The organism is Caballeronia sp. GAWG1-5s-s, assembly GCF_023631445.1.
Lineage (GTDB): Bacteria > Pseudomonadota > Gammaproteobacteria > Burkholderiales > Burkholderiaceae > Caballeronia.
Genome location: NZ_JALQDC010000003.1, coordinates 629,962 through 655,638 on the forward strand (window position 1 = coordinate 629,962; position 25,677 = coordinate 655,638).

Below are 25,677 nucleotides of genomic sequence, written 5' to 3' on the forward strand. Positions count from 1 at the left end.
CCGCGCCGCGCGCCGCGCAGCGTTTGCCCAAAGAGACCGCAAGAAGCAGGAACAAAGCAGGAACAAAGCAGGAACGCGCCCCGTCGCCGAACGGGGCGCGGGGGCGTGGTTAGTGCGGGGGAATCATCCACGTGAGCACGTTCTGTTGCAGCCAGACGAGCACGCCGAGAATGATGGTGAGCAGAATGGAATGCTTGAAGGTCCGCGCGAACACGAGGCCCTCCTTGCCCTTCAGGTCGGTGGTCGCCACGCCCGTCGAGATGTTCTGCGGCGAGATCATCTTGCCCATCACGCCGCCGGACGAGTTCGTTCCTGCCATCAGCACCGGATTCAGATTGAGCTGGTGCGCGGCCACCACTTGCAGGTTGCCGAAAAGCGCATTGCCCGAGGTATCGCTGCCGGAGAGAAAGACCGCGACCCAGCCGAGGAACGCCGACACGAGCGGAAACAGCGGCCCGACCGACGCCACGCCGAGACCCAGCGTGTAGTTCATGCCCGAGTAGTTCATCAGATACGCGAGGCCGACGATGGTCGCCACCGTCAGGATGGCGATGCGCGTCTGCACCCAAGTATCGACGATCGCCGCGCCGAATTCACGCGCCGGCAGCTTGACGAGCGCCGCCGTGATGATCGCCGCGACCAGAATGGCCGTGCCGGTCGCGAGCGGTTGGAAGTCCCAGATAGCGCCGTAGGGCTGGTTGTAGAGCGTGATGTAGACGGCCTTGTCGAGCCCCGGCCACGATACCTTCACGTCGCCGATCAGGAAGATCTTCGCGACCGTCCACACGATCACGACGATCGACACCACGATCCACGGCAGCCAGCCTTGCCCGCCCGAGAGCGCGGCGCGCGTGCCGCCCGCGCGATCGACGTTGACCGCGAAGCGTTCGTCGGGCGCGGGTTTCCAGACGCGCAGGAACGCGATCGTCAGAATCAGCGAGATGAGCGACGACAGCACGTCCGTGAGCGCATAGCTGATGTAGTTGGACGTAACGAACTGCGTCAGCGCGAACGCGCCGCCGGAGACGAGCAGCACCGGCCACACGCGCATCATGTTGCGAAAACCGGCATACACCGCGATCACATAGAAGGGCAGGAAGAACGCGAAAAGCGGCAACTGGCGGCCGACCATTTTCGCGAGCGCGTCCGTCGGCAGGTGCGTGACCGCGCCGAGCACGGTGATCGGCACGCCGAGCGCGCCGAAGGCCACCGGCGCCGTGTTGAAAATGAGCGTGAAGGTGAGCGCTTCGAGCGTCGGAAAGCCGAGCAGGATCAAAAGCGAACTCGTGATCGCGATCGGCGTGCCGAAACCGGAGATGCCTTCCAGCAGCGCGCCGAACGAGAAGCCGATGACCACCAGCACGATGCGCCTGTCGTTCGGCAGGTTATCGACCATCCAGAGCCGAAACGCTTCGAAGCGTCCGGAGCGTTGCGCGACGTTGTAGAGCAGGATCGCCGCGAACACGATCCACATGACGGGCCAGAGCGCGAAGACGGCGCCCGCCGCGACCGAATTCAGCGCGAGGCCGACCGGGAACTTCCAGCCCGCGACGGCGATGATGAGCGCGGCGATCAATCCCGCGAGCGATGCCTGCCACGCCGGGCGGCGCGCCCAGCCGAGCAGCACGAGCACGATGATGATCGGCAGCGCCGCCACGATGAACGACAGCGCCAGTGAATCGGCAATGGGTGTGAGTAGCTGATGGAACATCGAGTCTCCTTTTTTCTCTTGTTGGCGAAGCGGCGGCCGCAGCCGCCATGCGCGCGGAGTTCGATGTTTCAGTCGCGCACGCCGGCGACGTGCGCCGTCTTAAGCGCCGGCGTAACACGCCCACTAAGAATAGGTGACCGATGAACCGCGTCAAGCGGTGAAAGCCCGCGTACGCGCCGTGGTTCGCCGGATTCGATCAGACCTGGCTCATCCCTCCACGGCTGCGGCGGCGGCCGTGGCGGCTGCGCCAGCGCCGCTGTCGCGGTTGGCGGGCGGCGTTTGACGGAACACCCAGACGGTCAGGAGCGCAATCGACGCGAGCATCCAGAGCATAAAAAACACGAAGGCCATCATGTCCTGTTCCCCGAGAACGTGAAGTGGGCGGCGGCCGTTTGCCGTCGCATCGCGGTAAATAGGGACGGTAAATAGCCAGAACCGTGCCCGTGGTCCGTCCAATTCCGCCAAAGCCTTGTCAGAAAAGGAAAGTGGCAGAACGCACGAAGCCGACGACGCGGCACGCCGAGCGCCCGTCGGCAAAAAACGTTTCAGGATCGTTACGGCGCGCCGATTAGCGGGCTGCAAAGCGCCAGATTTTGTAACGCGGACGAACAGGCGCCGCGTGAATCAGTGGCCGCGTCCGCCGCCGTGACCGCCGCCTCCGTGCCAGCCGCCATATCCACCGGACCCGCCTTGCCACGTCCCGCCGCCGTGCCATCCGCCGCCGCCGTGCCATCCGCCGCCGCCGTGCCATCCGCCGTGGTGCCAGCCGTATCCGTGGCCCCAGCAGCATCCGCCGCCCCAGTAGCCGAAGCCGACCGAGATCGCCGGATAGCCGTAGCCGTAATACGCCGGATACGGGTACGGGTAATACGGATAGCCGTAGGCCGGATAGCCGCCGTAGTAGCCGGCATAGGGGTAGACGGCCGAGTAGGGCACCTGTTCGGTCGAGTAGACGATGCCGGTCCCCGGCACCGCCGACGCGCCCGACGCTGCGTCGGCCGGCAGCGCGAATTCGCGCTGCGCATAGATGGCGCTGACCGTGGGGTAACCCGCGCCCGGGTAGTCGGGATACGGGTAGTAACACCCGCTGACCAGAAGTCCCGCGGCAAGCGCGGCCATGCCGCTCTTTGCGAGGACGATGCGTGCGGACATCATGACGCTGCTCCTTGAATTGCCTGCGGGACTCTTCGGGTTCAGTGGTCTCGATAAAACCGATGCGGTCCGTTAAAGAGGAGCTTAGTCGATCGATGCATGGCGCGTTGCATCCGCCCGGTGAGGAACGATGGCTGGTATCGCTTCCTGTAACAGACTTGAAACACGTGCGGCGCCGACGGTGGCGCGCCGCACGCCGATGCGCGACGGCCTTACTTGCCGACCTGATTGCCGATGACCCCGCCGACGGCCGCGCCGCCCAGCGTCGAAAGCGCGCTGCCGCCGATCACGGCCCCGCCCGCTGCGCCGACGCCCGCGCCGATGGCGGTGTCGCGCTGACGCGTGGTCATGTTGTCGCAGCCGGTCAGTCCGGCGAAAGAAGCGGTGAGCAGTGCTGCGGCGCCGATTTGTTTGATGTTTTTCATGTCGACTCTCCAGTGATGATGGAACGAATCGGCTGCGGCGCGACTTCCCCGGACGAGACGACGGTCCGGCGCGCATGCCGCGTTTTTTCGCCGGTTCGTTCGATACGGAGCAGGAAAGATGCCCGAATCGTCTGAATGAGCGCCCAGCCTTGATGAGCAAGGCTTTGGGCGGGAACGCAGCAAGCAAAACGGCCTGTCGCGCTCGCCGCGCGACAGGCCGTTTCCGGTCAGGCTTTCAGTCCGTCAGAGACGGCGCATCATGTCGGCTGATAGATTTCCGCGCCCTTCTTCACGAACTCGATCGCCTTCGTCTGCATGCCGTGCGTGAGCGCGTCGGTTTCGCTCACGCCCTGCTTCGCGGCGAAGTCGCGCACATCCTGCGTGATCTTCATCGAGCAGAAGTGCGGGCCGCACATCGAGCAGAAGTGCGCGACCTTCGCGGAGTCCTTCGGCAGCGTTTCGTCGTGGAATTCGCGCGCCTTGTCCGGGTCGAGGCCGAGATTGAACTGGTCTTCCCAGCGGAATTCGAAGCGCGCCTTCGAGAGCGCGTTGTCCCGCACCTGCGCGCCGGGATGGCCCTTCGCCAGATCCGCCGCGTGCGCCGCGAGCTTGTACGTGATGATGCCTTCCTTCACGTCGTCCTTGTTCGGCAAGCCGAGGTGCTCCTTCGGCGTGACGTAGCAGAGCATCGCGGTGCCGAACCAGCCGATCATCGCGGCGCCGATGCCCGAGGTGATGTGGTCGTAGCCCGGCGCGATGTCCGTGGTGAGCGGCCCGAGCGTGTAGAAGGGCGCCTCGTCGCACCACTGCAACTGCAGGTCCATGTTCTCCTTGATGAGCTGCATCGGTACGTGGCCGGGGCCTTCGATCATCACCTGCACGTCGTGCTTCCACGCGACCTGCGTGAGTTCGCCGAGCGTCTTCAGCTCGCCGAGCTGCGCTTCGTCATTCGCGTCGTAGATCGAGCCGGGGCGCAGGCCGTCGCCGAGCGAGAAGGAGACATCGTATTGCTTCATGATTTCGCAGATGTCCTCGAAGTGCTCGTAGATGAAGCTCTCCTTGTGATGCGCGAGGCACCACTTCGCCATGATCGAGCCGCCGCGCGACACGATGCCGGTCATGCGGTTCGCCGTCAGCGGCACGTATTGCAGCCGCACGCCCGCGTGGATCGTGAAGTAGTCGACGCCTTGCTCCGCCTGCTCGATGAGCGTGTCGCGGAAGATTTCCCACGTAAGGTCTTCGGCTTTGCCGTTGACCTTTTCGAGCGCCTGATAGATGGGCACCGTGCCGATCGGCACCGGCGAATTGCGGATGATCCACTCGCGCGTCTCGTGAATGTGCTTGCCGGTGGACAGATCCATCACCGTGTCGCCGCCCCAGCGGATCGCCCAGGTCATCTTGTCGACTTCCTCGCCGATGGACGACGTGACCGCCGAATTGCCGATGTTCGCGTTGATCTTCACGAGGAAGTTGCGGCCGATGATCATCGGCTCGCTTTCCGGGTGATTGATGTTCGCGGGAATGATCGCGCGGCCGCGCGCCACTTCCTCGCGCACGAACTCGGGCGTGATTTCCTTCAGCGCGTCCTTGCCGAACGCCGCCGCGCCGAACGCCTGTCCGGGATGCTGGCGGCCCATCATCTGCGCGAGCTTTTCGCCGTTCGGGCCGCTCTTGCGCAGGCTTTCGAGATATTCGGCGCGACGCTGATTCTCGCGGATGGCGATGTATTCCATCTCCGGCGTGATGATGCCCGCGCGCGCGTAGTGCATCTGCGTGACGTTCTTGCCGGCGAGGGCGCGGCGCGGCTTGCGGTGCAGGCCGGGAAAGCGCAGTTCGGCCGTTTTCGGATCGGCGGCGCGCTCGCGGCCGAATTCGCTCGACAGGCCCGCCAGTTCTTCCGTGTCGCCGCGCTTTTCGATCCAGCCGGCGCGCAGCGCGGGCAGTCCCGAGCGGATGTCTATCTTCGCGTCCGGATCGGTGTACGGACCGGAGGTGTCGTACACGTACACCGGCGGATTCTTCTCGCCGCCGAAGCCGTCCGGCGTGTCGGACTGCGTGATCTCGCGCATCGGCACGCGAATGTCCGGCGTCGAGCCGGTCACGTAGACCTTGCGCGAGTTCGGCAGCGGGGCGATGGCGGCGGCGTCGACGACGGCGTTTTCCGACAGAAACTTGGGATTGGCATTCATGTGCTGTCTCTCCTGTGGGACGTGTTGACATGCGAGCGTTGCAGCGCTCGGCTGACTCAGGAGCTAAACAGGGAGGAACGAGACGGAAAGGTACGGGTTCGGAAGAAGTAGTCTGATGCGGCGCGACTGTCGAAACCCGAACGCTTCCCTGCGCTGGCATTATCCAGATCAGGTTCAAAGGGTATTTCTCACCCGCGCCGCGCGAGGCGACTGCGCTCGATGAAACCGGCCGCAATCGCGATGCGCAACGCAGGACCCCCGCGTTAGCAGCCGCCACCATACACCGCAGCGTGGCGTGTTGGCAACCATCCGAAAATTCGTCCGGCGATTCGTCGATCGCGCGGGGCGCTTACTGCATAATGTCGCTCGCCCCGGCCTGCGTGTTTTCCCTGACCGCCCGGCAGCCGCAATCGACGCCCCGCGTCTTGCGCTGTTTCTCCTCTGCGTCCGCGTTCGCATTCCAACTGTTTCGCCATGTCGTCCTGTCTCGTTTGTCGCGCCGGAGCTTTCGCCCGTTCAATTGCCGTCTGCCGGATGCGATGCGCGGCGCTGCACTGCACGCTGGCCGGGTAACGCATGTCCAATCCGTCGCCCAATCGTCCTTCAAGCCGCCGCGCCTGCCGCGCCTGCCGTTCTCCTTGCCCGATCGTTTTCCGTTTCGCGCGCCGCGTTCGCACAAGGGACAAGTCGCGCTCGCGCTGGCCGTCGTCTATCTCGTGTGGGGATCGACGTATCTCGCCGTGCATCTGTCGCTCGCGTCGTTTCCGCCGCTTCTGCTTTCCGGCTTGCGCAATCTGTTCGCGGGCATCGGGCTCTTCGTGTTCGCGGCGCGCCGCAAGCCGGTCTGGCCGACGTTGGCCGAAGCGCGCAATGCCGCGCTCGTCGGCACGCTGCTCGTCGGCTTGTCGAGCGGGATGCTCGCCTACGGCATGCGCACCGTCGAAACCGGGACCGCCGCCGTGATGGTCGCGACCGTGCCGCTTTTCGCGACGATCATCGCCGCGCTCACGGGCCGGCGCATCGCGAAGGGCGAGTGGGTGGCGGTCGGATTGGGGCTGATCGGCATCGTGTTGCTGAATCACGGCGATTCAGGTGCCGGCTCAACCGCGGGCAGCATCGCGATTCTGTGCGGCGCGATTTTCTGGGCGGGCGGGGCGCATCTGGCGAGCCGCGTCAAGCTGCCGTCGGACCTCTTCATGTCGACCGCGCTGCAGATCGGCCTCGGCGGTTCGATTTCCACGACGGTCGCGTTGCTCTCCGGCGAGCGGCTGGCGGGCATCGGCTTCGTGCCGGGGCTGTCGTTTCTGTACTTGATGCTCGTCGGAACGATGGCCGCGTATGTCGCTTACGGCTTCCTGATCCGCCATACGAGCCCGATCATCGCGAGCAGCTGCATGTACGTGAACCCGGTGGTCGCGGTGTTGCTCGGCGCGTTGCTGCTCGGCGAGGCGATCACGCGCTGGACCGTCATTGCGACGGTCGTCATTCTGCTGAGCGTCGGGCTTTCTTTCTGGTTCGATTATCGACGGCGCGGGTTGGTGTGAGCCTTCCGTTCGCTTCGCTTGTAAGAAGGGCGCGCACGCAGCGCTCGAAGCCGCGCACGCGCCGCTGCGCTGTCGGGCCCCGAACGAATCCTCTAACGAATGCCGCAGCCTTGCGCGATAAGGCTTCCAGCTGAAGTCGCGCCGCTCGCGCACCGCAAAAGGGCACGGGTGTTGCTCTATATGCGCCACCCGCGAGGCGCGTCATTCCGATGAAACAAAGACGCGTTCCTCGCGGCGAGGACGCGGCGTAGCGGGCCATCCGCCCGCCGTCCGCAGCCTTCACGACACCATCAACGATCACAAAAAGGAAGGTGGCACATGAAGCTCATCCGCACCGTCACGGCGCTCGCTGCCGTCGCTTCGCTTCTCTCCGCATGCGGCGGAAGTTCGGACGACGTCGGCAAGGAACTCGGCCTTACGCAAGCGCAGGTTCACTTCATCCACGCGATTCCGAGCGGCCCGAACGTCGACTTCTACGATAACGGCAAGGTGCTGCAACCGAACCTCGGCTACAAGACGGTGACCAACTTCGCGAACATCGGCACGGGCCAGCACAACTTCGGCTACGCGGCCGTGAACACGACGACCCTGCTCGCATCCGATTCGAGCATCAGCAACGCGGCGAAGGGCCACGAATACACGGTCGTCGCGCTGCCGGACGCGGGCTTCCTGCCGTCGATCGCCGTGATCGACGATCCGTTCGACAAGGGTCTCCTTTCGACGAGCGCGCGCGTGCGCGGCTTCAACGCATCGGCGAACGCGCAGAACCTCGATCTGTATCTGGTCGCGCCGGGGACGGACATCGCGACGGTCAACGCGACGATGCCGAGCGTCGCCTTCAAAAGCGCGGTTCCGGCGAGCACGCAGGACTCGATCTATGTTTCCGGCGGCACGTATCAGCTGATCGCGACGCTTCCGGGTTCGAAGACGCCGGTGTACAAGTCGGCTTCGTTTAATCTCGGCAATAACGCGGACTGGCTCGTGACGACGCTGCCTTCGGGCAACGCGCTGTCGCAGGTCGTGCCCGGCAAGATTCGGGTGCTGGTGGCGCAGGGCGGCAACACGCAGACGCCGGCGCTGGAGTTGCCGGATACGCAGTAAGCGCTTGCGCGTCAGGCCGTGACGAAACCCGCCCGAGCGATGTCGGGCGGGTTTTTTTTACGCACAAAAAAAATCTCGCCGCGCGAGGCGGCGAGATGACAGGAACTACGCTGCGTTGGTAGAGCGTCCCGGCTTACTTATGTTCTTCCGCCGAGTTCGAGATAGCCTGGCCGCCCTTCGAAATGTCCTGACCTGCGCCCGAGATGGTGTTGCAGCCTGCCAGCGCAGCGGTGCCCGCGATCAGCAGCAAAGCGATGATTCGAGTCATGTTCAATCCCCTTGAAGTAAATGTCTGGATTGGCCGCTGCTCTTCGATGGCCTCACCGGTGTGAATAATCTTAAAAAAGCGCCCGAGCGCGCGCTGTAAGCACACATGTGTTTTTCGTGTCGGCGGACTCCGTATTTCGCGTCGGCATCGTCCTACGCGGCGGCGCGGGCCGGCGATCCGTCGACATCCACGTCCACATCCACATGCACGCGCTCGCGCGGCATCGACACGCGAATGCTCGTGCCATGCGGCATCGCGCGTTCAATCTCGAAGCGCCCGCCGCGCGCCGACACGCGCTGCCGCATGCCGACCAGTCCGTGAGTCTGCGTGCGCTTCAGATCCTGCGGCCGGATGCCGATGCCGTCGTCGTCGATCGCGAGCGCGACGTTCGCCGGGTCGAGCGTGAGCGCAATGCGGATTCGGCTCGCATGCGCGTACTTCGCGGCGTTCGTGAGCGTTTCCTGCGCCACGCGAAAGAGCGAGATCTCGATGGCTTCGCCGAGCTTCACTTCGTCGTCCGGCAGTTCGGCCTCGACGGTCCAGCCGTTGCGCTGCGCGGCTTCGGCCACGAGCGAGCGCAGCGCCGTGACGAGACCGAAATTGGCGAGCACCGTCGGCCGCATGTCCTCGATGATCCGCCGCTTGAGCGCAATGCCCTGATCCAGATTGCCGATGGCGCGCGACAGTTTCTCGGCCATCGCTGGCTCCGATTCACGCAGCTTGCCGCGCACCCACGCGACATCCATCTTGCTCGCGGTCAGAATCGAGCCGAGTTCGTCGTGCAGTTCGCGGGCGAGTTGCGTCTTTTCATCCTCGCTCACCGATTGCAGATGCCACGCGAGCGCTTCGAGCTGGCGCGTGCGTTCGAAGACGAGTCGATCCAGTTCTTCCTGCTGCGTGATGAGCGCCTTCTGCACGCGATCCTGCTTGTCGAGCTGAATGCCGAGATTGCGAAACAGCAGCAGGAACAACACGATGTTCAGAGCGCATAGCGCCGCGACGCACAGCGTCGAAATGCGCTGATCGGCGCGGCTCGCGTCGAGCGCGTGTTGGGCGCGCTGCTCCTCGTTCAGGCGCAAGAGCGAGAGCGCGGCGTCGAGCGTCATGTCCTTGTCGGTCGATGCCTCCGAAGGCGCGGCCGATGGCGCCGCGCTGCGCTCGATGCCGTCGTTCGCCGCCGCGCGAATTTGCGCGAAGCTCGCGAGCGCGGTGTCGTCGCCGATGCGGCGATAGTAGGCATCCAGCGTGGCGAGCGCGCGGCGCACGTGCGCGGCGGTCGCTTCGAACTGGTTCTTGTAGGCGGCGTCCGGTTTCAGCGCCATCGCTTGTCCCTGCGCGGACAGCGTCGCGATGTCCGCGGCAAGCGCCGAAAGCTGCGCGGTCGCGCTCTTGGCGTCGAGCGCCGTTTCGTACTCGGCGGCAATGCGCATGCGGCCCGACTCCAGAATCACGAGCCCGCCGACGGTAATCACGATCGCCACCGTCATCGCGACGGCCCAGCTATACCGGTGCATCCAATCGTTGATGCGCGCGAAGCCGGCGCGCGTGCCCCGGCTCGCCGTCGGGGCGGGCGAGGTGTCGTCCTGCGCGATGCCGGTCAGCGCGGCGTGGGGAAGGTGGCTCATGACGTGGTTCTCGATGCGGCGACGAGGCAGATGGCGCGCTTCGCGCAGCCGATTTGAAAGCAAATGTCGGTGGATTCTCACAGCAAAAAAGGAGCCAGCCCGAATGCGCGCGGCAGAACGCGCGGCTAGCATGAGTGCGTCAACCATTCCTACGGGGAGCGATCATGCTGAGATGGGCTCTGTTTTTCGCGATCGTCGCTGTGATCGCCGGTTTGCTGGGCTTCACGGGCATTGCCGCGGGCGCCGCGACCATTGCCAAGTTCCTGTTCGTGCTGTTCCTGATTCTTTGCGTCGTGTTTCTGGTGCTGGGGTTCGTCATCACCAAGAAAGCGGTCGATTAGCGGCTTAGTTTGCTCCATGCCTTGCCATGCCGGGATGGCGCTTCGCGCCATGCCCGGCCGACCTTGAACGACCTTAGAACAATCACGAGGAGGGTCCCATGCTTCACTACGCAGCCGTTTTCTTCGTCATCGCGATCATCGCGGCGGTGTTCGGCTTCACGGGCATCGCGGCCGGCGCCGCTGAAATCGCGAAGATCCTGTTTTATATTTTCCTCGTCGTGTTCGTCGTGACGCTGCTGCTCGGTGTCTTCAGGACGTGACGTTGCCGAATCGTCGTGCCCGCGCCCGCTCATCGGACGATAGAGCGGAGCGGGCACGCGCCATGCATCGCGGACGATGATCGAATAGCGGAACGCTATGAAGCCGCACGGCGATTCGCTCGACGCATCCGTCCATCCCCCCAATTCACAGGAGCAAACACATGTCCGATTCATCTGCTGTATCGACCGCGCCGGGCCAGTCCAAGGACGCTTTCGTCCTCGATGTGGAAAAAATCCGGAACGACGCGCGGCAGCACATGGACGAAGGCCCGGTCACGTCGACCTATGCCGCCGACCGCGAAACCGTGCTGAAGCTGCTCAACGACGCGCTCGCGACCGAGTGGGTCTGCACGCTGCGCTACAAGCGCCACTACTTCATGGCGAAGGGCATTCACTCTGAGGCCGTCGCGAAGGAATTCGCCGAGCACGCGACCGAGGAGCAGGAACATGCCGACATGCTCGCCGAGCGCATCGTGCAGCTGGGCGGCTCGCCGGACTTCGCGCCGGACAGCCTCAAGTCGCGCGCGCATTCGGAGTACAAGGAAGGCGCCGATCTCATCGACATGATTCGCGAGAACCTGATCGCCGAGCGCATCGCGATCGACACGTACCGCGAGATCATTCGCTATCTCGGCGACAAGGATGTCACCACGCGCCGCATCTTCGAAGAGATCCTCGCCGTCGAGGAAGAGCACGCGGACGACATGGCCGACCTGCTGGAAGGCCGCAACGGGTAAGCGTAAGCCTTGGGCGCGGTGCGTGTTGCGCCGCGCATGGCTTTCACGCCTGCCTCGGTAGAATCACCGTTCTTTCATTACAGCAGTACGGACGGCGTGAATGATTCGAGTCTTGATAGCCGACGACCATGCGATCGTGCGCAGCGGGTTCAGGCAGTTCGTCGCGGACGAGCCGGACATGGAAGTGGCGGCGGAAGCATCGACGGGCGATGAAACCATCGCGCTCGTACGCGAAACGGCGTTCGACGTGGTGCTGCTCGACATCGCCATGCCGGACAAGAACGGCGTGGACACCTTGCGGGTCATCAAGCAGATCCGGCCCCAGCAGGGCGTGTTGATGCTATCGGGCTTTCCGGAGAGCCAGTACGCGATCAATCTGCTGAAGGCGGGCGCGAACGGCTACCTGAACAAGGACGCCGCGCCGGACGAGATCGTGCGCGCCATTCGCACGGTGGCGCGCGGGCATCGTTACCTGTCCGAATTCATCGCGGATGCGCTCGCCGACAAGCTCGACAAGCCCGCCGCCGAGCGGCCGCACGAGTTGCTGTCGGAGCGCGAGTTCCAGATCTTTTGCAAGCTCGCGGGCGGCCGGATTCCGACGGAAATCGCGCAGGAACTGCATCTTTCGGTGAAGACGGTGAGCACGTACCGGGCGCGCGTGCTGGAGAAGATGCGGCTCTCGAACAACGCCGATCTGACGTACTACGCGATCAAGAACGGATTGATCGAATAGTGCTTGCGGAGGATGCCTGCCGTGGGCGACCACATCATCACCGACGATTCGAAAGGGCGGCATGAGCCGCGCGGCGGGCCGCTCGCGGTGCTGCTGATCGAAGATTCGCCGCTGATCCGGCGCAGCCTCACCGAAGCGATCGAGGCGCTCGGTCCGTGGCGCGTGACCGCTTTCGCCGATGCGCCCGACGAAGCTATCGCGCTGTTATCGTCGCAGCGGTTCGACGCGGTCATCGTCGATCTGCAACTGAAGCGCGGCTCGGGCATCGACGTGCTCGCGTGGCTCAAGAACGCTGACCGGTCGCGAGTCGCCAAGGGCGCTTTCGTCGTCGTGCTGACCAACCACGCGTTGCCGGCGTATCGCGAGCGGTGCCTGCAATACGGCGCGCGGCATTTCTTCGACAAGTCGCTGGAGTTCGACCGCGTGCTCGATGCGCTGTGGGACTATGCGCGGGAGCGGGTTTGAGGCGGCTTTAGGCTTTCGCGCGAAGTTGCGATTCGACTTCGAAGGCAGTCAGCCGTTGCGCGATGCGACTACGTTTGGCGCGTTCGTGGCGGCTTCGTCTGTACATCATATTATCCGTTGCGGCCTGACGGAATCCGCGTACCTGAGCGTGAAGATTCCGCCGCTCGATTCCGGCTGAAAGTACCCGCGCGACACGACTCATTTGGCGCAAAGTCGATAGGCGATGAACGCCGCTTTAACGTTCGCAAGGGCACGCGCCCGTTCTCGGCTGCCAGTCCCGCGAGTCTCAGACGCGGGAACTCGCGCGACTCGCGTAAGCCTACGCAAAACCGTCATCGCGGCTCGCCTCACTCCTCACGCACCTGACGCGAAACCAGCCGCCGCTCGCGCCCGCGCCAATGACTGAAACCGGCGAGCCCGGTCGCTGCGAGTCCGACGAGACAGACGCCTGTCCATCCCATCGCATGCCACGCGAGCGACGCGAGCGCCGAGCCCGCCGCGCCGCCGATGAAGTACGCCACCATGTAGACCGTGTTCACGCGGCTGCGCGCCTCGGGCTTCAGCGCATAGATACGCGACTGGTTCGATATCTGCGCGGCCTGCACGCCGATGTCGAGCACGATCACGCCGACGACCAGCCCCGCGATGCTGCGCGACGACAGCGCGAACACGACGAACGACAACGCGACGAGCCCGATCGACAGCGAGATCACCGCGCGCGGCCCGCGCTTGTCCGCCGACTTTCCCGCGAGCGGCGCAGCGAGCGCCCCGGCCGCCCCGACGATGCCGAAGAGCCCCGCCGCCTGCGGTCCCATGTGAAACGGCTCGCCCGCGAGCAATAGCGTGAGCAGCGACCAGAACGCGCTGAAGCCGGCGAAGAGCGCGCCGCCCGTCAGCGCGGCTTCGCGCAGGCCGGGATTTTCGACAGTGAGATGCCACATCGAGACGAGCAGCTTGCCGTAGGAAAGCGTGGATGTGGGCCGGCTCTTCGGCAGCCGCATCAGAACGACGACGGCGAGCGCGATGGTCGCCACCACCGATGCGCCGAACACCGCGCGCCAGCCGAAGTACTGCGCGACGAAACCCGAGACCGTGCGCGCGAGCAGGATGCCGAGCAAAAGCCCGCTCATCACGGTGCCGACTGCGTGGCCGCGCTCGGCGGCCGGCGCAAGCTCGGCGGAGAACGGCACCGCCTGTTGCGCGATCGTCGATACGACGCCGATCGCGAGACTCGCCGCGATCAGCACCGCGAGCGTCGGCGCGGCGCATGCGGCGACGAGCGAGACGCCCAGCGCGGCGAGCTGAAGCAGGATCAGCATGCGCCGGTCGAAGCGGTCGCCGAGCGGCGCGAGCACGAGCATGCCGAGGGCATAGCCGAGCTGCGTGGCGGTCGGCACGGCGCCGATCAGATACGCGTTCTGCGGAAACGACGCGCGGAAGTCGCCGAGCAGCGGCTGGTTGAAATAGATATTGGCGACCGATACGCCCGCGATAGTCGCGAGCAGCCAGAGCGTGGCCCGCGAATAATGCGGATGAGGTTCGGGCGCGTGAGCGTGAGACGATGAGTGAGGCGGCTGATGCGATTGCGCGGACATGAGTTCGTTCCGTCGGGCGGCGGGAAGCGGCGTTCGGCCAGCCGCCGATCATACTGGAGACGCGCGACGTTTGCTCAGGGCGCTCGCGGGACCGCGCGCCTCATTCGTCTTCGTCTGCGGCGGGCTTCGGCGCGAGCTTCTCGGGCGCGAGCCAACGGAAGCCGGTGAGCGTCGTGTCGCTGAACGTGCATTCGGCTGCGGCGGGAAGGTCCGTCTTCCTGGTTGCGGGCGGCGTCGGCGGCGTCGCGATGACGCCTCGCACGACCACGCGCGAACCATGATAAGCGGCACCGGAGCCGGTGATCTTGAGCGGCGCGCTCGCCGCATCGGGATACGCCGCGCGCACCTTGTCCTTGCACGTTTCGACATTGCGGTAGTACGACGTGCAGCCCGCCGTCAACATCAGCGGAAACGAGCAGGCGAGAAGCAGGCGAGAGCGAGTGTTCATCGGGTCAGTCGGTCGATGCCCGACGCGGCGCGCGCATCGGAGCGTGAGGTGAGTGTGCGGCGATGCTTTATAACATGCGCGGGCGGCGCGTCCGGCGCGAGTGTCGCGCGAGGAGCAGGCCGCTTGTTACGCGGGCCGGCACGGTAGCACAATCGGCGAATGCGTTCGGACGGAGGCTGCCGCCATGCGAAAGGACATCGAAGTAGGCGATTACGTGCTCGCGCTCGACACGTTGCCGAAATCGCCGCCGGCCGACCAACAGGCGGATGCGCCCGCCGAGGGCTACGCGGTGCGCGTGCGCGTGGCGCGCCTGGACGGGCGACCGCTCCACGGATCGACGCTCGCCAGCGATTCCGGCGACATGACCGGCGATCACGGACCTTTTGCGACGGTCGCGGAGGCGATGGCGCATGGCGAGGCGTGGGGACGGCATTACGTCTCGCGCATTCTCGAACACGGGCTGTAGCGTGAATGCCGCGCGTTTCATGAGGAACGCGAAATAACGGCCGCGGGCATCTTCCCGGGTTCGTGGGAAGAACGTGATGCAGACCTGGTGCCGGGGACCGGACTCGAACCGGCAAGCCGTGAGGCGGCGGATTTTAAGTCCGCTATGTTTACCAATTTCATCACCCCGGCAGGGCGGACGCGATTCTACCATTGCGCCGGGTCGCGCCAAAACCGCGTCGACGCGCGATCCGCCGCGATCGCGCGCGTATTGAAAGCCATTCGACAACCTCGCACGCCTCACGCATAATCGCCGACGGACCGGCGCGCCCGAGAACGCGCGCAACGGCAGGCCGTCGATCACGCGCAAGGACACACGATGGGCAAAACCCGGCTCGAAGCGTTCAGCGATGGCGTCATCGCCATCATCATCACGATCATGGTGCTCGAACTCAAGGTGCCGCACGGCCACGACTTCGCCGCGCTCGCGCCGCTCGTGCCCGTGCTCGCGGCGTACGTGTTGAGCTTCGTCTATGTCGGCATCTACTGGAGCAATCACCATCACCTGCTGCACGCCATTGGACGCGTGAACGGCTCGGCGTTGTGGGCGAACCTGCATCTGCTCTTCTGGCTGTCGCTCTTTCCGTTCACGACCAACTGGATGGGCGAGAGCCATCTGAGCGCCGTGCCGACCGCGTGCTACGGCTTCGTGCTGTTCATGACGGCCGTTGCCTGGTACATCCTCACGCGCGTGCTGATCGCCATGCACGGCGAAAACACGCGGCTCGAACGCGCCGTCGGCGCGGACCGCAAGGGCAAGCTGTCGGTGCTGCTGTATCTGTTGGCAATTGCCGCCTCGTTCTGGCAGCCGTGGATCGCGGCGGTCATCTATACGGTCGTCGCGGCCGGGTGGCTCGTGCCGGACCGGCGCATCGAGCGCATGCTCGCGAGCGAGGAGCATTGACTTGCCGACGACGCGCATCGGTCTCATCTCCGACACGCACAATCTCGTGCGCCCCGAGGCGCTCGATGCGCTGCGCGATTGCGCGCACATCGTTCACGCGGGCGATATCTGCAAGCATGAGGTGCTCGACGCGCTCGCGCAACTCGCGCCGCTGACCGTCGTGCGCGGCAACAACGACGTCGCTGCGAGCGTCGCGCATCTGCCGGAGCATGCGCGCATCGAAGTGGCCGGCGCGACGATCCACGTCGTGCACGATATTGCCGACGTTCCCGCCGAGCTCGACGGCGTCGATGTCGTCGTGACCGGGCATTCGCACAAGCCGGTCGTCGCGCGGCGCGGCGGCGTGCTCTTCGTGAATCCGGGCAGCGCGGGGCCGCGCCGCTTCAAATTGCCGATCAGCGTGGGCCTGCTCGACATCGGCGAGGCGGGGATCGAGGCGCGCATCGTCACGCTCATCGCATGAAAAAGGCCGGCGTCTTTTCAGACGCCGGCCTTTCGCGCTTCCTAATTCCAGCAGTCGCTTACGCGCGGACCGTGCCTTCCGGGAAGCCGTCGTCCATCTCGGCCGCCTCGCGATGGCCGCGCAAAATCGCATGCGCTTCGGAGTGCGTGGCGACCGCGGGCGGCGAGCCCTTCAGCGGCTTCTTCGCGGTTTCGTGCAGCGCGAGCACCGAGACGATGCCGATCACCGACGCGCCCATCAGATAGTACGCGGGCATCATCAGGTTGCCGGTCTTGCCGACGAGCCATGCCGTGACGAGCGGCGTCGTGCCGCCGAAGAGCGACACCGACACGTTGAACCCGATGGCGAGCGCGCCGTAGCGAATCTTCGTCGGGAAGAGCGCGGGCAGCGACGACGGCATCACGCCCGTGAAGGTCGACAGCAGCGCGCCGAGGATCATCATGCCGGCGAAAATCGACGGCACCGTGCCCATGCGGATCAGCGAGAGCGCCGGAACCGACAGCGCCAGCAGTCCGACGCAGCCCGCGAGCATCACCGGCTTGCGGCCGATCTTGTCGGAGAGACGCCCGGCGAAGAGCGTGAGCGGCATCATCAGCACCATCACGACGAGCACGATGAACAGGCCATGCGTCTCGTTGAACTTGAGCGTCGCCGACAGATAGCTCGGCAGATACGAGAGCGCCATGTAGTCGGTCACGTTGAAGATCAGCACGAGGCCCACGCATTGCAACAGCGGCTTCCACTGCGCGAGCAGCGTTTCGCGGAACTGCGCCTTGGTCGTTTCGTGCGCGGCCGCTTCCATCTTGTCGGCTTCGCGCTGGAACGCGGGCGTTTCTTCCAGCTTCATGCGGATGTACAGACCGATCAGGCCGAGCGGCCCTGCGATGAGAAACGGAATGCGCCAGCCCCAGCTCAAGAGGGCATCTTGCGAGAGCGCGCCGGTCAGCACCGCGACGACGCCCGCGCCCAGCACGTAGCCGACGAGCGTGCCGAATTCCAGAAAGCTCGCCATGAACCCGCGCTTCTTGTCCGGCGAAAATTCGGCGATGAACGTCGCCGCGCCGCCGTACTCGCCGCCCGTCGAGAAGCCTTGCACGAGGCGGGCGACGAGCAGCAGCACCGGCGCCATCACGCCGATGCTTCCATAGCTCGGAATCAGGCCGATGCAGAACGTGCCGATGGCCATCATGATCATCGTCATCGCGAGCACGCGCTTGCGGCCGATGCGGTCGCCGAGCGGCCCGAACACCATGCCGCCGAGCGGGCGCACGAGAAATGCCGCCGCGAACGTGCCGAAGGTGGCGAGCAACTGCGCGGTCGGGCTCGACGAGGGGAAGAACACCTTGCCGAGCGTCACGGCGATGTAGCTGTACACGCCGAAGTCGAACCATTCCATCGCGTTGCCGATGGCCATGGCGCCGACGGCGCGCTTGAGCAGGGATTGATCGACGATCGTGATGTCGTCGAGGGAAAGTGAGTGAGCTTGATTCGATGTGTGGCGCTTGCGCCAAAGGCCGTCGTTTAGGGCGGTCATAAGTTGAAGACTCCGTGTCGTTTGCCGGATGCTCGCGAAAAGCATCGGGCGCGCCGCCTGAGCAGCGCATGGGCCGGATAGTGCAGTTTCGTGACGGCGCCGCGAGCCGTTCCGACCGTCAGGACGAGAGCGAATGGCTCCGCCGAGCGTCGGACAGGGCGCCCGAAGCTGACGATCGAAGAAAAGCGGTGCCGGGGCCTCGCGGTGGAAGTCGCGAAATTGCACTCGGATAAAACAAACGAATTGGACGCGCGGACGGCAAGCCGGGAGGCAGCCGCGGGTGGAACCGCAACGTCGGCGAAAACTAAGGCTTGGAACGAAAAAGGCCGGCGTACTGCTTAACCGACAAGCCTCTTTGTATAAAAACTGTCACTACCACGCGTTACCCGATAAACGATATGCCGGGCAGGCCGCGCGTGAATGATGGTGAATTGCTGTTGATAACGAGCAAGATGATAACACGATGACAGACGATCTGCAAACCGGCCTGTAATTCGAGCAGTACCGACCCGGCTCTATCCTTTACGGGGCTTAGGATTGCGCTAAATTGTGTCCTGTGCATCCGATGTTCTAAACGGTACGTGCAAGCAATAAAAAACCGACCTCGAAGGGTCGGTTTTTGCGACGGTCGCGAGGCGGAAATCAGCTCTGCGGCGGCACGTAGCCCGAGGCCGTATCGGCGCCTTCGCCGAAGAAATACTTCTCCGTTTGCTTAAGCAGGTATTGGCGCGCGCGCGGGTCGGCCATGTTCAGGCGATTTTCGTTGATGAGCATCGTCTGCTGCTTGAGCCAGCCTTGCCACGCTTCCTTCGAGATCGTCTCGTAGATGCGCTTGCCGAGTTCACCCGGCAGCGGCGGGAAGTCCAGTCCCTCGGCTTCCTTGCCGAGCTTTGCGCATTGAACCATTCGGGCCATCTGTGTTTCTCCTTTATCGACCGGTGTCGGCTTGGCCTACCGGTTCCATGATTTGCAATCGGACACGCGCGGCGCGCGTCCGTAGTCAGTTCAAAGCTGTTTCATCAAGACGAGCGACTTGCGCTGCCAGTTGTAGAGGCGGCGGCGGTCTTCCGGCAGATCGTCCACCGTCACCTTCACGAAGCCGCGCTTGAGGAACCAGTGTTCGGTACGCGTCGTCAGCACGAAGATGCGCGTAAGGCCGCGCGCGCGGGCGCGCTGCTCGATGCGTTTCAGAAGGCGCTCGCCGTCGCCGGAACCTTGCGCTTCAGGCGCGACCGTGAGACACGCCATCTCGCCGATGCGCTCCTGCGTGTACGGATAGAGCGCCGCGCAGCCGAAGAGCACGCCGTCGTGCTCGATGACCGAGAAGTGATCGATATCCCGCTCGATTTGATGACGCCCGCGCCGCACCAGCGTGCCGTCGGCTTCGAGCGGCTCGATCAGCGTGAGAATGCCGCCGACGTCGTCGGGCGTGGCTTCGCGCAGGCTTTCGAGGTTCTCGTACGAGATCATCGTGCCGACGCCGTCGTGCAGGAACAGTTCGAGCAGCACGCTGCCGTCGAGCGCATACGGAATGATGTGCGCCCGTGCCACGCCGCCGCGACAGGCGCGAATGGCGTGCTTCAGATAGAACGCGGTGTCGCCCTGCAATTCGCCGGATTCGTGCAGGCGGTAGGCGTCGTCGAGCGACATTTCGCGCACCAGTGCGCCTTCCTGATCGACGAGGCCCGGAATTTCGGTCACGAAGATGATCTTGTCGGCGCGCAGCGCGATGGCGGCGGCCGATGCGACGTCTTCCATCGACAGATTGAAGGCTTCGCCCGTCGGCGAGAAGCCGAGCGAGGACAGCAGCACGATCTTGTTGCTCGCGAGCGACTGACGCACCGAGTCGCCGTCGATCTTGCGCACGACGCCCGTGTGCTGGAAATCGACGCCATCCAGAATGCCGACCGGCCGCGCCGTCACGAAGTTACCCGACACGACGCTGATGTGCGCGTGCGCCATCGGCGTGTTCGGCAGCCCCTGGCTGATGGCGGCCTCGATGTCGAGACGCACTTCGCCGGCAGCTTCCTTCGCGGATTCGAGCGCGCGGGCATCCGTTATGCGCAGTCCATGCGAGAACGACGATTCGACGCCGTGCAGGCTCAACTGTTCGTCGAGTTGCGGACGCGAGCCGTGGACGAGCAGGATCTGAATGCCCATGGCGTGCAGCAGGCCGACGTCCTGCACCAGCGCGTTCAGCCGTCCTTCCTGCACGAGTTCCCCGCCGAACGCGACGACGAACGTCTTGTTCCGGAACGCGTGAATATAGGGCGCCACGGAGCGCATCCAGTCGACGAACTGGCCGAGGGAAGTCGGCGCGTCGGCTTCGCTTGCGGGCGGCTGCGACGCGAGGGTGAGGTCGGTTTGGGAATTCATGCCGGGATTATAATGCGACGCTATGCCGAATGTTTCCAGACGCCCCGTTCAGCCGGGCCAGCCGCAGTCCGCCGATAAGACCCTCACCGCTCAGGAGCAGTTGAAGAAACTGCGCGAGAACCTGTTGCGCGATGCGCGGCCGAGCGAGGCGCCGGGCGAATCGGCCGGGCTTAGCAAGAAGGAGCTGGCGGCGCGGCGGTTTGCGGGGGCGCAGGACGAGGCGAAGCAAACGCAGCCATCGCGTGATGCCGGGGCGGGGCGCGCGCCGAAATCATCGGGCGACGCGGGTTCGAAAGGCCGAAGCGCGGGAGAGCGCGGATCGGGTGCTGACAAGACCCATCGCGTTGCTGGGGCGGGCGCGGAAAGCGCAGCACGGCCATCGGGGAAGTCCGATCGCGCGACGCGATCGCCCGGTGTCCGAAGCGCGGACGATGCCGCGCAGCTTGATCAACCTGTGCAACGCGGCGCAGTTGCACCGAAGCCGGATCGCGCAACGCAATCGCGAGCCGGCCGCAGCGCGGAAGACGGCGCGAAGGCCGCACAGCCGGGCCAACGCGGCGTGGATGCGCCGAGGTCGGATCGCGAGACTCGATCGCGCGTTGGGTTCGGCGCGGAAGGCGCCGTCAAGCCGGCACGATCGAATCAACAGGAATCCGCGGCGATGAAGCAGAACCGCGCGGCGCAACCAGCGGCTCTCCCGAACGCGGAAAGCGGCGCGAACGCCGCGCAATCAAACCAACGCGGCGCGGAGGCGGCGGAGCTCAATCGCCACACGCAATCGCCCGCTGTGCGCGGCGCAGAGTCTGCACAGTCGGATCAACGCGAAATGGATGCACGAAAGGCGCATGGTGCGGGGCGATCAGACGCTGGCCGGAGCGCAAGGGACGTCGCGAACGTCGAGCAGCCGGACCGGCGCGGAGCGAGCGCGGCGAAGCCGCACCGCGCGGACTCATCGCCTGCTGTTTCCGGCGCACAGAAGCCGGCACAATCGAATCAGCGTGAATCGGAGCGCAGCGATGGCCCCGGTCGCGCTCGTTCGCAAGAACGGGCGGCGGCATCGTCGGGCGGCGAAACGAGCGCGGCCCCCCGAGCGGAGGACGGCGCATCCCTTCGCGAGGCCCGCCGCGTGAACGCGGACGAGCACACGCACCCGGCCGCCGCCAATCGCGATGACCGCAACGCAACGCAGGACACAACGCCCGCCGAGCGCAGTCCACGCAGCGCCGACACGCCGCCCCGCGCCGACGCCCGCCCCGAAGCACGCCCCGACCGCAAGCGCGACAAACCGCGCACCGTCACGCCGAACCCGATCCCGCCGATCACATTCCCCGAGGCGCTGCCCGTCTCCGGCCGCCGCGAAGAGATCGCGCGCGCGATCGAGTCGAATCAGGTCGTGATCGTCAGCGGTGAAACCGGCTCCGGCAAAACCACGCAGCTGCCGAAAATCTGCCTCGCGCTCGGACGCGGCCTCGGCGCGGGCGGCGCCGGCTTGATCGGCCACACGCAGCCACGCCGGATCGCGGCCTCGGCGACAGGGCGACGCATCGCCGAGGAACTCGGCACGCCGTTCGGCGAAGTCGTCGGCTACAAGGTGCGCTTCACGGACAATCTCGCGCCCGGCGCGTCCGTCAAGCTGATGACCGACGGCATTCTGCTCGCCGAAACGCAGACCGACCCGCTGCTCAAGGCGTACGACACGATCATCATCGACGAGGCGCACGAACGCAGCCTCAACATCGACTTCCTGCTCGGCTATCTGAAGGAAATCCTGCCGAAGCGCCCGGATCTGAAGCTGATCGTCACGTCCGCGACGATCGACGCCGGCCGTTTCGCGCGCCATTTCGGCAGCGAGGAAAAGCCCGCGCCGGTGATCGAAGTGAGCGGGCGGCTGTATCCGGTCGAAATCCGCTATCGCCCGATCGAAGAGGAAAGCGAGGCGATCAAGAACGCGCAGGGCACGACGCAGAAACGAAGCGACCGCAAGACGGACCGCGATCTGATGGAAGGCATCGTCGATGCCGTCGACGAACTCTGCCGCGAAGGCCCCGGCGACGTGCTCGTGTTTCTGCCCGGCGAGCGCGAGATCCGCGACGCCGCCGAGGCGCTGCGCAAGCACCATCCGCCGCATACGGAGATTTTGCCGCTATTCGCGCGCCTGTCGGCGCAGGAGCAGGAGCGCGTGTTCAGGCCGTCGAACGCGCGGCGCATCGTGCTGGCCACGAACGTCGCGGAGACATCGCTGACGGTGCCGGGCATCCGCTATGTCGTCGATACGGGCACCGCGCGCGTCAAACGCTATTCGTACCGCAACAAGGTCGAGCAGTTGCAGATCGAGCCGGTGTCGCAGGCGGCCGCTAACCAGCGCGCGGGCCGCTGCGGGCGCGTGGCTGACGGCGTGTGCATCCGGCTTTACGACGAAGCGGATTTTCAATCGCGTCCGCGCTTCACCGATCCGGAGATTTTGCGTTCGTCGCTCGCGTCGGTGATTCTGCGCATGAAGTCGCTGCACCTGACGGAAATCGAGACGTTCCCGTTCATCGAGCCGCCGCCGGGACGCGCGATCGCGGACGGCTATCAATTGCTGAACGAACTCGGCGCAGTCGATGACGACAACGCGTTGACCAGTCTCGGCCGCGAGCTTGCGCGCCTGCCGCTCGATCCGCGCGTCGGCCGCATGATCCTCGCCGCGCGCGATCATCACGCGCTCACCGAAGTGCTCGTGATCGCTTCCGCGCTCTCGGTGCAGGACCCGCGCGACCGGCCGATCGAAGCGCAGGAGCAGGCCGACGAGAAGCATCGACAGTTCGTCGACGAGCGTTCCGAATTCCTGCAATGGACGCGCATCTGGAAGTGGTTCGAGGAAGCCGTCGCGCACAAGAAGTCGAACAAGCAGCTCGCCGACGCGTGCCGCGCAAACTTCCTGTCGCATGTGCGGCTGCGCGAATGGCGCGATGTGCATTCGCAATTGCTGACCGTCGTGCGCGAGCATGGCTGGCGGTTGAACGAATCGGATGCGACCTTCGAGCAGGTGCATCTGTCGCTGCTGACGGGCTTGCTCGGCAACATCGGCGTGAAGGCCGACGACGAGCCGCATTATCTCGGCGCGCGCGGCATCAAGTTCCATTTGTGGCCGGGCTCGGCGCTGCTGAAAAAAGCGGGGCGCTGGGTGATGGCGGGCGAGCTCGTCGAGACGAGCCGGTTGTATGCGCGGACCATCGCGAAGATCGAACCGGAGTGGCTCGAAACGGTCGGCGCGCATTTGCTGAAGAAGTCGCTGTCGGACGCGCATTGGGAGAAGAAGGCGGCGCAGGTCGTCGCGTTCGAACGCGCGACGCTTTATGGCCTCACGGTCTACGCGCGGCGGCGCGTGAGCTTCGGCAAGCAGGACCCGAAATACGCGCGGGAGCTCTTCATTCGCGGCGCGCTCGTCGAAGGCGAGTTCGACACGCGTCTGCCGTTTTTCGCGCATAACAGCAAGCTGGTCGCGGATATCGAGCAACTGGAGCACAAGTCGCGCCGCCAGGACGTGCTGGTCGACGACGAACTGATCTACGCGTTCTACGATTCGCTCGTGCCCGAAGGCATCTGGACGGGCGCGGCGTTCGAGCGGTGGTATCGCGACGAACAGAAGAAAGAGGGCAGGCAGCAACTGCTTTTCCTGTCGCGCGACGACCTCATGCGCCATGAAGCCGCCGGCGTCACGACGGATCTGTTCCCGAAGCGCATGACGATGTCGGGCATCGAAATGACGCTGTCGTATCACTTCGAGCCGGGCGCGCCGCGCGACGGCGTGACGCTCACGGTGCCGCTCTACGGGCTGAATCAGATCGACGCGCGCCGCGTCGAATGGCTCGTGCCGGGCATGATCAAGGAGAAGACGCAACTGCTCTTGAAGTCGCTGCCGCAGAAGCTGCGCCGGCATGTCGTGCCGTTGCCGGAATACGCGGCCGCCTTCGCCGAGCGTCACGCGGGGCCGAAGTTCGGCGCCGGCGCGCTGATCGACGCGCTCATCGCGGATATCCGCGAACAGACGCAAATCGCCGTGAAAAGCGCGGATTTTAAGCTGGAAACGCTGCCGGCGCATCTGTTTATGAACTTCAAGGTGATCGACGAGCACGGCCGGCAACTCGCGATGGGCCGCAATCTCGCGCAATTGCGCGGAGAACTCGGCGGACAGGCGCAGCAGCACTTTCAGAAGCTCACGGCGGAAGCGGCGAGCGTCGCGCTCGACGCGCTCTCAAGCGATGGGGGCGATGCGGGCGATTCGAAGGTACCGGCCGCGCAGGCCGCGCCCGCCGAAAGCACCGCGCTCTACGAAAACCTGACGACGTGGAACTTCGGCAAGCTGCCCGAGTTGCTCGAAATCCGCCGGCGCGGGCAGACGCTTTTCGGCTATCCGGCGCTGGTGGATCGCATCACGCACTGCGACGTGGAAGTGTTCGATTCGCCCGAGGAAGCGGCGCGCATTCATCGCGCGGGCTTGCGGCGGCTCTTCGCGCTGCAATTGCGCGAGCCGATTCGCTATCTGGAGAAGAATCTGCCTGGCCTGCGCGAAATGTCGATGCAATACATGGCCCTCGGCACCGCCGACGAGTTGCGCGACCAGATCGTCGAGACGGCGCTGGACCGTGCGTGCCTGCAAGACCCGCTGCCCGACGACGACGCCAGCTTTCACGCCCGCCGCGATGCCGCGAAAGGGCGCCTCACGTTGCTGGCGAACGAAATCGCGCGCCTCGCCGGGACGATTCTCGCGGGGTACGCCGCGCTGACGAAGAAGCTCGCGCAGGCGAAGCCCTTCGCCACCGCTTACGCCGACATGCAGGCGCAGTTGAGCGGGCTGATCGGCAAACGCTTCGTGATCGACACGCCCTACGCGCAGCTCGCGCACTTCCCGCGCTATCTGAAGGGCATCGCGCTGCGCATCGACAAGCTGAAGGCCGACGCCGCCCGCGACGCGCGCCTGATGGCGGAATTGCTGCCGCTCGTGCAGCAGTATCAGCGGACCTTGTCGCAACGCGGCGGCGTCGCGGATGCGCGGCTCGCGGAGTATCGGTGGCTGCTGGAAGAACTGCGCGTGTCGCTTTTCGCGCAGGAATTGCGCACGCCGATGCCGATATCGGTGAAGCGCCTCCACAAGGTCTGGGAATCGATGCAGCGGTGACGCGTCCGCGTTCTGGCGCGAACGTGGCGGAAAGCCGCGCCAACAGGCGGCATTTCTTGCGCACGCGCACCGAATTGCGCAAAAAGAGCCGCATCGTCAACGCGTTGGAGCATGCAAACGTTCTACAATGACGCCTGCTTT

At 65.1% G+C, this 25,677-nt stretch carries 23 protein-coding genes, 1 tRNA gene and 1 riboswitch; of the genes, 11 read left to right on the forward strand and 13 right to left on the reverse strand.

Going from position 1 to position 25,677, the window contains the following annotated elements; genetic code table 11:
- Positions 1 to 109: 109 nt before the first annotated feature.
- The 5 genes from NCR34_RS05345 to thiC form a co-directional block, all read right to left on the reverse strand.
- A complete protein-coding gene (locus tag NCR34_RS05345) occupies positions 110 to 1,711 on the reverse strand; it encodes an L-lactate permease (RefSeq protein WP_248321801.1) in 1,602 nt (533 codons plus the stop codon).
- 207 nt (positions 1,712 to 1,918) lie between these two features.
- Positions 1,919 to 2,065 carry a hypothetical protein gene (locus tag NCR34_RS05350; protein ID WP_248321803.1) on the reverse strand — a complete coding sequence of 49 codons (147 nt, stop codon included), beginning with the start codon at positions 2,063 to 2,065 and terminating at the stop codon, positions 1,919 to 1,921.
- A gap of 270 nt (positions 2,066 to 2,335) precedes the next feature.
- Complete coding sequence (locus NCR34_RS05355; RefSeq protein WP_248321805.1) at positions 2,336 to 2,866, reverse strand: hypothetical protein; 531 nt, start codon at positions 2,864 to 2,866, stop codon at positions 2,336 to 2,338.
- Between the two features lie 209 nt (positions 2,867 to 3,075).
- Positions 3,076 to 3,288: a YMGG-like glycine zipper-containing protein gene (locus NCR34_RS05360; RefSeq protein WP_248321806.1), complete on the reverse strand. Its 213-nt coding sequence runs from the start codon at positions 3,286 to 3,288 to the stop codon at positions 3,076 to 3,078.
- Positions 3,289 to 3,545: 257 nt separating this feature from the next.
- Positions 3,546 to 5,477, reverse strand: coding sequence for a phosphomethylpyrimidine synthase ThiC (gene thiC / locus NCR34_RS05365; RefSeq protein ID WP_248321808.1), 1,932 nt, complete (start codon positions 5,475 to 5,477; stop codon positions 3,546 to 3,548).
- A gap of 127 nt (positions 5,478 to 5,604) precedes the next feature.
- Positions 5,605 to 5,747, reverse strand: a riboswitch (TPP riboswitch).
- A gap of 368 nt (positions 5,748 to 6,115) precedes the next feature.
- Here thiC and NCR34_RS05370 point away from each other — a divergent pair.
- Positions 6,116 to 7,021: an EamA family transporter gene (locus NCR34_RS05370; RefSeq protein ID WP_250499209.1), complete on the forward strand. Its 906-nt coding sequence runs from the start codon at positions 6,116 to 6,118 to the stop codon at positions 7,019 to 7,021.
- A gap of 318 nt (positions 7,022 to 7,339) precedes the next feature.
- The gene (locus tag NCR34_RS05375) at positions 7,340 to 8,122 is read left to right on the forward strand and encodes a DUF4397 domain-containing protein (protein WP_250499210.1); all 783 of its coding nucleotides are present in this window, start codon (positions 7,340 to 7,342) and stop codon (positions 8,120 to 8,122) included.
- Between the two features lie 133 nt (positions 8,123 to 8,255).
- Here NCR34_RS05375 and NCR34_RS05380 read toward each other — a convergent pair whose 3' ends face one another.
- Together NCR34_RS05380 and NCR34_RS05385 are read right to left on the reverse strand one after the other, a co-directional pair.
- Positions 8,256 to 8,390 carry an entericidin A/B family lipoprotein gene (locus NCR34_RS05380; protein ID WP_175939954.1) on the reverse strand — a complete coding sequence of 45 codons (135 nt, stop codon included), beginning with the start codon at positions 8,388 to 8,390 and terminating at the stop codon, positions 8,256 to 8,258.
- A 152-nt stretch (positions 8,391 to 8,542) separates the two neighbouring features.
- On the reverse strand, positions 8,543 to 10,015 hold the full coding sequence (locus NCR34_RS05385) for a sensor histidine kinase (protein WP_248321813.1): 1,473 nt from the start codon (positions 10,013 to 10,015) through the stop codon (positions 8,543 to 8,545).
- 164 nt (positions 10,016 to 10,179) lie between these two features.
- Here NCR34_RS05385 and NCR34_RS05390 point away from each other — a divergent pair, with 164 nt between their 5' ends.
- The 5 genes from NCR34_RS05390 (at position 10,180) to NCR34_RS05410 (ending at position 12,551) form a co-directional block, all read left to right on the forward strand.
- Entirely contained in the window at positions 10,180 to 10,356 is a 177-nt protein-coding gene (locus NCR34_RS05390) for a DUF1328 domain-containing protein (protein WP_159835737.1), read from the forward strand.
- A gap of 98 nt (positions 10,357 to 10,454) precedes the next feature.
- On the forward strand, positions 10,455 to 10,616 hold the full coding sequence (locus NCR34_RS05395; protein ID WP_040048814.1) for a DUF1328 domain-containing protein: 162 nt from the start codon (positions 10,455 to 10,457) through the stop codon (positions 10,614 to 10,616).
- Between the two features lie 161 nt (positions 10,617 to 10,777).
- Positions 10,778 to 11,353: a ferritin-like domain-containing protein gene (locus NCR34_RS05400; protein WP_248321814.1), complete on the forward strand. Its 576-nt coding sequence runs from the start codon at positions 10,778 to 10,780 to the stop codon at positions 11,351 to 11,353.
- 100 nt (positions 11,354 to 11,453) lie between these two features.
- Complete coding sequence (locus tag NCR34_RS05405) at positions 11,454 to 12,086, forward strand: response regulator (protein WP_175939957.1); 633 nt, start codon at positions 11,454 to 11,456, stop codon at positions 12,084 to 12,086.
- Between the two features lie 21 nt (positions 12,087 to 12,107).
- Complete coding sequence (locus NCR34_RS05410) at positions 12,108 to 12,551, forward strand: response regulator (RefSeq protein ID WP_250499211.1); 444 nt, start codon at positions 12,108 to 12,110, stop codon at positions 12,549 to 12,551.
- Positions 12,552 to 12,898: 347 nt separating this feature from the next.
- Here the strand turns inward: NCR34_RS05410 and NCR34_RS05415 are convergent, their stop codons facing one another.
- Both NCR34_RS05415 and NCR34_RS05420 read right to left on the reverse strand, forming a co-directional pair.
- Entirely contained in the window at positions 12,899 to 14,146 is a 1,248-nt protein-coding gene (locus NCR34_RS05415; RefSeq protein ID WP_248321817.1) for an MFS transporter, read from the reverse strand.
- 100 nt (positions 14,147 to 14,246) lie between these two features.
- Positions 14,247 to 14,594 (reverse strand): hypothetical protein, encoded by a 348-nt coding sequence (locus tag NCR34_RS05420; protein WP_248321819.1) that lies wholly within the window; start codon positions 14,592 to 14,594, stop codon positions 14,247 to 14,249.
- Positions 14,595 to 14,778: 184 nt separating this feature from the next.
- On the opposite strand from NCR34_RS05420, the gene NCR34_RS05425 reads away from it, so the two are divergent.
- A complete protein-coding gene (locus NCR34_RS05425; protein WP_248321821.1) occupies positions 14,779 to 15,060 on the forward strand; it encodes a hypothetical protein in 282 nt (93 codons plus the stop codon).
- An 85-nt stretch (positions 15,061 to 15,145) separates the two neighbouring features.
- Here the strand turns inward: NCR34_RS05425 and NCR34_RS05430 are convergent.
- Positions 15,146 to 15,230, reverse strand: a tRNA-Leu gene (locus NCR34_RS05430).
- Positions 15,231 to 15,417: 187 nt separating this feature from the next.
- On the opposite strand from NCR34_RS05430, the gene NCR34_RS05435 reads away from it, so the two are divergent.
- Positions 15,418 to 16,002: a TMEM175 family protein gene (locus tag NCR34_RS05435; RefSeq protein ID WP_248321823.1), complete on the forward strand. Its 585-nt coding sequence runs from the start codon at positions 15,418 to 15,420 to the stop codon at positions 16,000 to 16,002.
- A 1-nt stretch (position 16,003) separates the two neighbouring features.
- On the forward strand, positions 16,004 to 16,465 hold the full coding sequence (locus tag NCR34_RS05440) for a metallophosphoesterase family protein (protein WP_248321825.1): 462 nt from the start codon (positions 16,004 to 16,006) through the stop codon (positions 16,463 to 16,465).
- Positions 16,466 to 16,523: 58 nt separating this feature from the next.
- Here NCR34_RS05440 and proP read toward each other — a convergent pair whose 3' ends face one another.
- The 3 genes from proP to argA form a co-directional block, all read right to left on the reverse strand.
- Positions 16,524 to 17,999: a glycine betaine/L-proline transporter ProP gene (gene proP, locus NCR34_RS05445; RefSeq protein ID WP_248321826.1), complete on the reverse strand. Its 1,476-nt coding sequence runs from the start codon at positions 17,997 to 17,999 to the stop codon at positions 16,524 to 16,526.
- A gap of 642 nt (positions 18,000 to 18,641) precedes the next feature.
- Entirely contained in the window at positions 18,642 to 18,914 is a 273-nt protein-coding gene (locus tag NCR34_RS05450) for an oxidative damage protection protein (protein WP_159835747.1), read from the reverse strand.
- A 90-nt stretch (positions 18,915 to 19,004) separates the two neighbouring features.
- A complete protein-coding gene (argA, locus tag NCR34_RS05455) occupies positions 19,005 to 20,375 on the reverse strand; it encodes an amino-acid N-acetyltransferase (RefSeq protein ID WP_175939965.1) in 1,371 nt (456 codons plus the stop codon).
- Between the two features lie 1,126 nt (positions 20,376 to 21,501).
- On the opposite strand from argA, the gene hrpA reads away from it, so the two are divergent.
- Positions 21,502 to 25,536 (forward strand): ATP-dependent RNA helicase HrpA, encoded by a 4,035-nt coding sequence (hrpA, locus tag NCR34_RS05460; protein ID WP_502800044.1) that lies wholly within the window; start codon positions 21,502 to 21,504, stop codon positions 25,534 to 25,536.
- Positions 25,537 to 25,677: the final 141 nt, after the last annotated feature.

Excerpts from the sequence above, each read along its gene's own strand:
- NCR34_RS05435 (WP_248321823.1), top strand. The coding sequence starts at position 15,418 with ATGGGCAAAACCCGGCTCGAAGCGTTCAGCGATGGCGTCATCGCCATC.
- NCR34_RS05380 (WP_175939954.1), bottom strand. The coding sequence starts at position 8,390 with ATGACTCGAATCATCGCTTTGCTGCTGATCGCGGGCACCGCTGCGCTG.
- thiC (WP_248321808.1), bottom strand. The coding sequence starts at position 5,477 with ATGAATGCCAATCCCAAGTTTCTGTCGGAAAACGCCGTCGTCGACGCC.
- NCR34_RS05415 (WP_248321817.1), bottom strand. The coding sequence starts at position 14,146 with ATGTCCGCGCAATCGCATCAGCCGCCTCACTCATCGTCTCACGCTCAC.
- NCR34_RS05375 (WP_250499210.1), top strand. The coding sequence starts at position 7,340 with ATGAAGCTCATCCGCACCGTCACGGCGCTCGCTGCCGTCGCTTCGCTT.
- NCR34_RS05360 (WP_248321806.1), bottom strand. The coding sequence starts at position 3,288 with ATGAAAAACATCAAACAAATCGGCGCCGCAGCACTGCTCACCGCTTCT.
- NCR34_RS05355 (WP_248321805.1), bottom strand. The coding sequence starts at position 2,866 with ATGATGTCCGCACGCATCGTCCTCGCAAAGAGCGGCATGGCCGCGCTT.
- argA (WP_175939965.1), bottom strand. The coding sequence starts at position 20,375 with ATGAATTCCCAAACCGACCTCACCCTCGCGTCGCAGCCGCCCGCAAGC.
- NCR34_RS05450 (WP_159835747.1), bottom strand. The coding sequence starts at position 18,914 with ATGGCCCGAATGGTTCAATGCGCAAAGCTCGGCAAGGAAGCCGAGGGA.
- NCR34_RS05395 (WP_040048814.1), top strand. The coding sequence starts at position 10,455 with ATGCTTCACTACGCAGCCGTTTTCTTCGTCATCGCGATCATCGCGGCG.
- NCR34_RS05425 (WP_248321821.1), top strand. The coding sequence starts at position 14,779 with ATGCGAAAGGACATCGAAGTAGGCGATTACGTGCTCGCGCTCGACACG.
- NCR34_RS05350 (WP_248321803.1), bottom strand. The coding sequence starts at position 2,065 with ATGATGGCCTTCGTGTTTTTTATGCTCTGGATGCTCGCGTCGATTGCG.
- NCR34_RS05405 (WP_175939957.1), top strand. The coding sequence starts at position 11,454 with ATGATTCGAGTCTTGATAGCCGACGACCATGCGATCGTGCGCAGCGGG.
- NCR34_RS05390 (WP_159835737.1), top strand. The coding sequence starts at position 10,180 with ATGCTGAGATGGGCTCTGTTTTTCGCGATCGTCGCTGTGATCGCCGGT.
- proP (WP_248321826.1), bottom strand. The coding sequence starts at position 17,999 with ATGACCGCCCTAAACGACGGCCTTTGGCGCAAGCGCCACACATCGAAT.
- NCR34_RS05385 (WP_248321813.1), bottom strand. The coding sequence starts at position 10,015 with ATGAGCCACCTTCCCCACGCCGCGCTGACCGGCATCGCGCAGGACGAC.
- NCR34_RS05420 (WP_248321819.1), bottom strand. The coding sequence starts at position 14,594 with ATGAACACTCGCTCTCGCCTGCTTCTCGCCTGCTCGTTTCCGCTGATG.
- NCR34_RS05400 (WP_248321814.1), top strand. The coding sequence starts at position 10,778 with ATGTCCGATTCATCTGCTGTATCGACCGCGCCGGGCCAGTCCAAGGAC.
- NCR34_RS05345 (WP_248321801.1), bottom strand. The coding sequence starts at position 1,711 with ATGTTCCATCAGCTACTCACACCCATTGCCGATTCACTGGCGCTGTCG.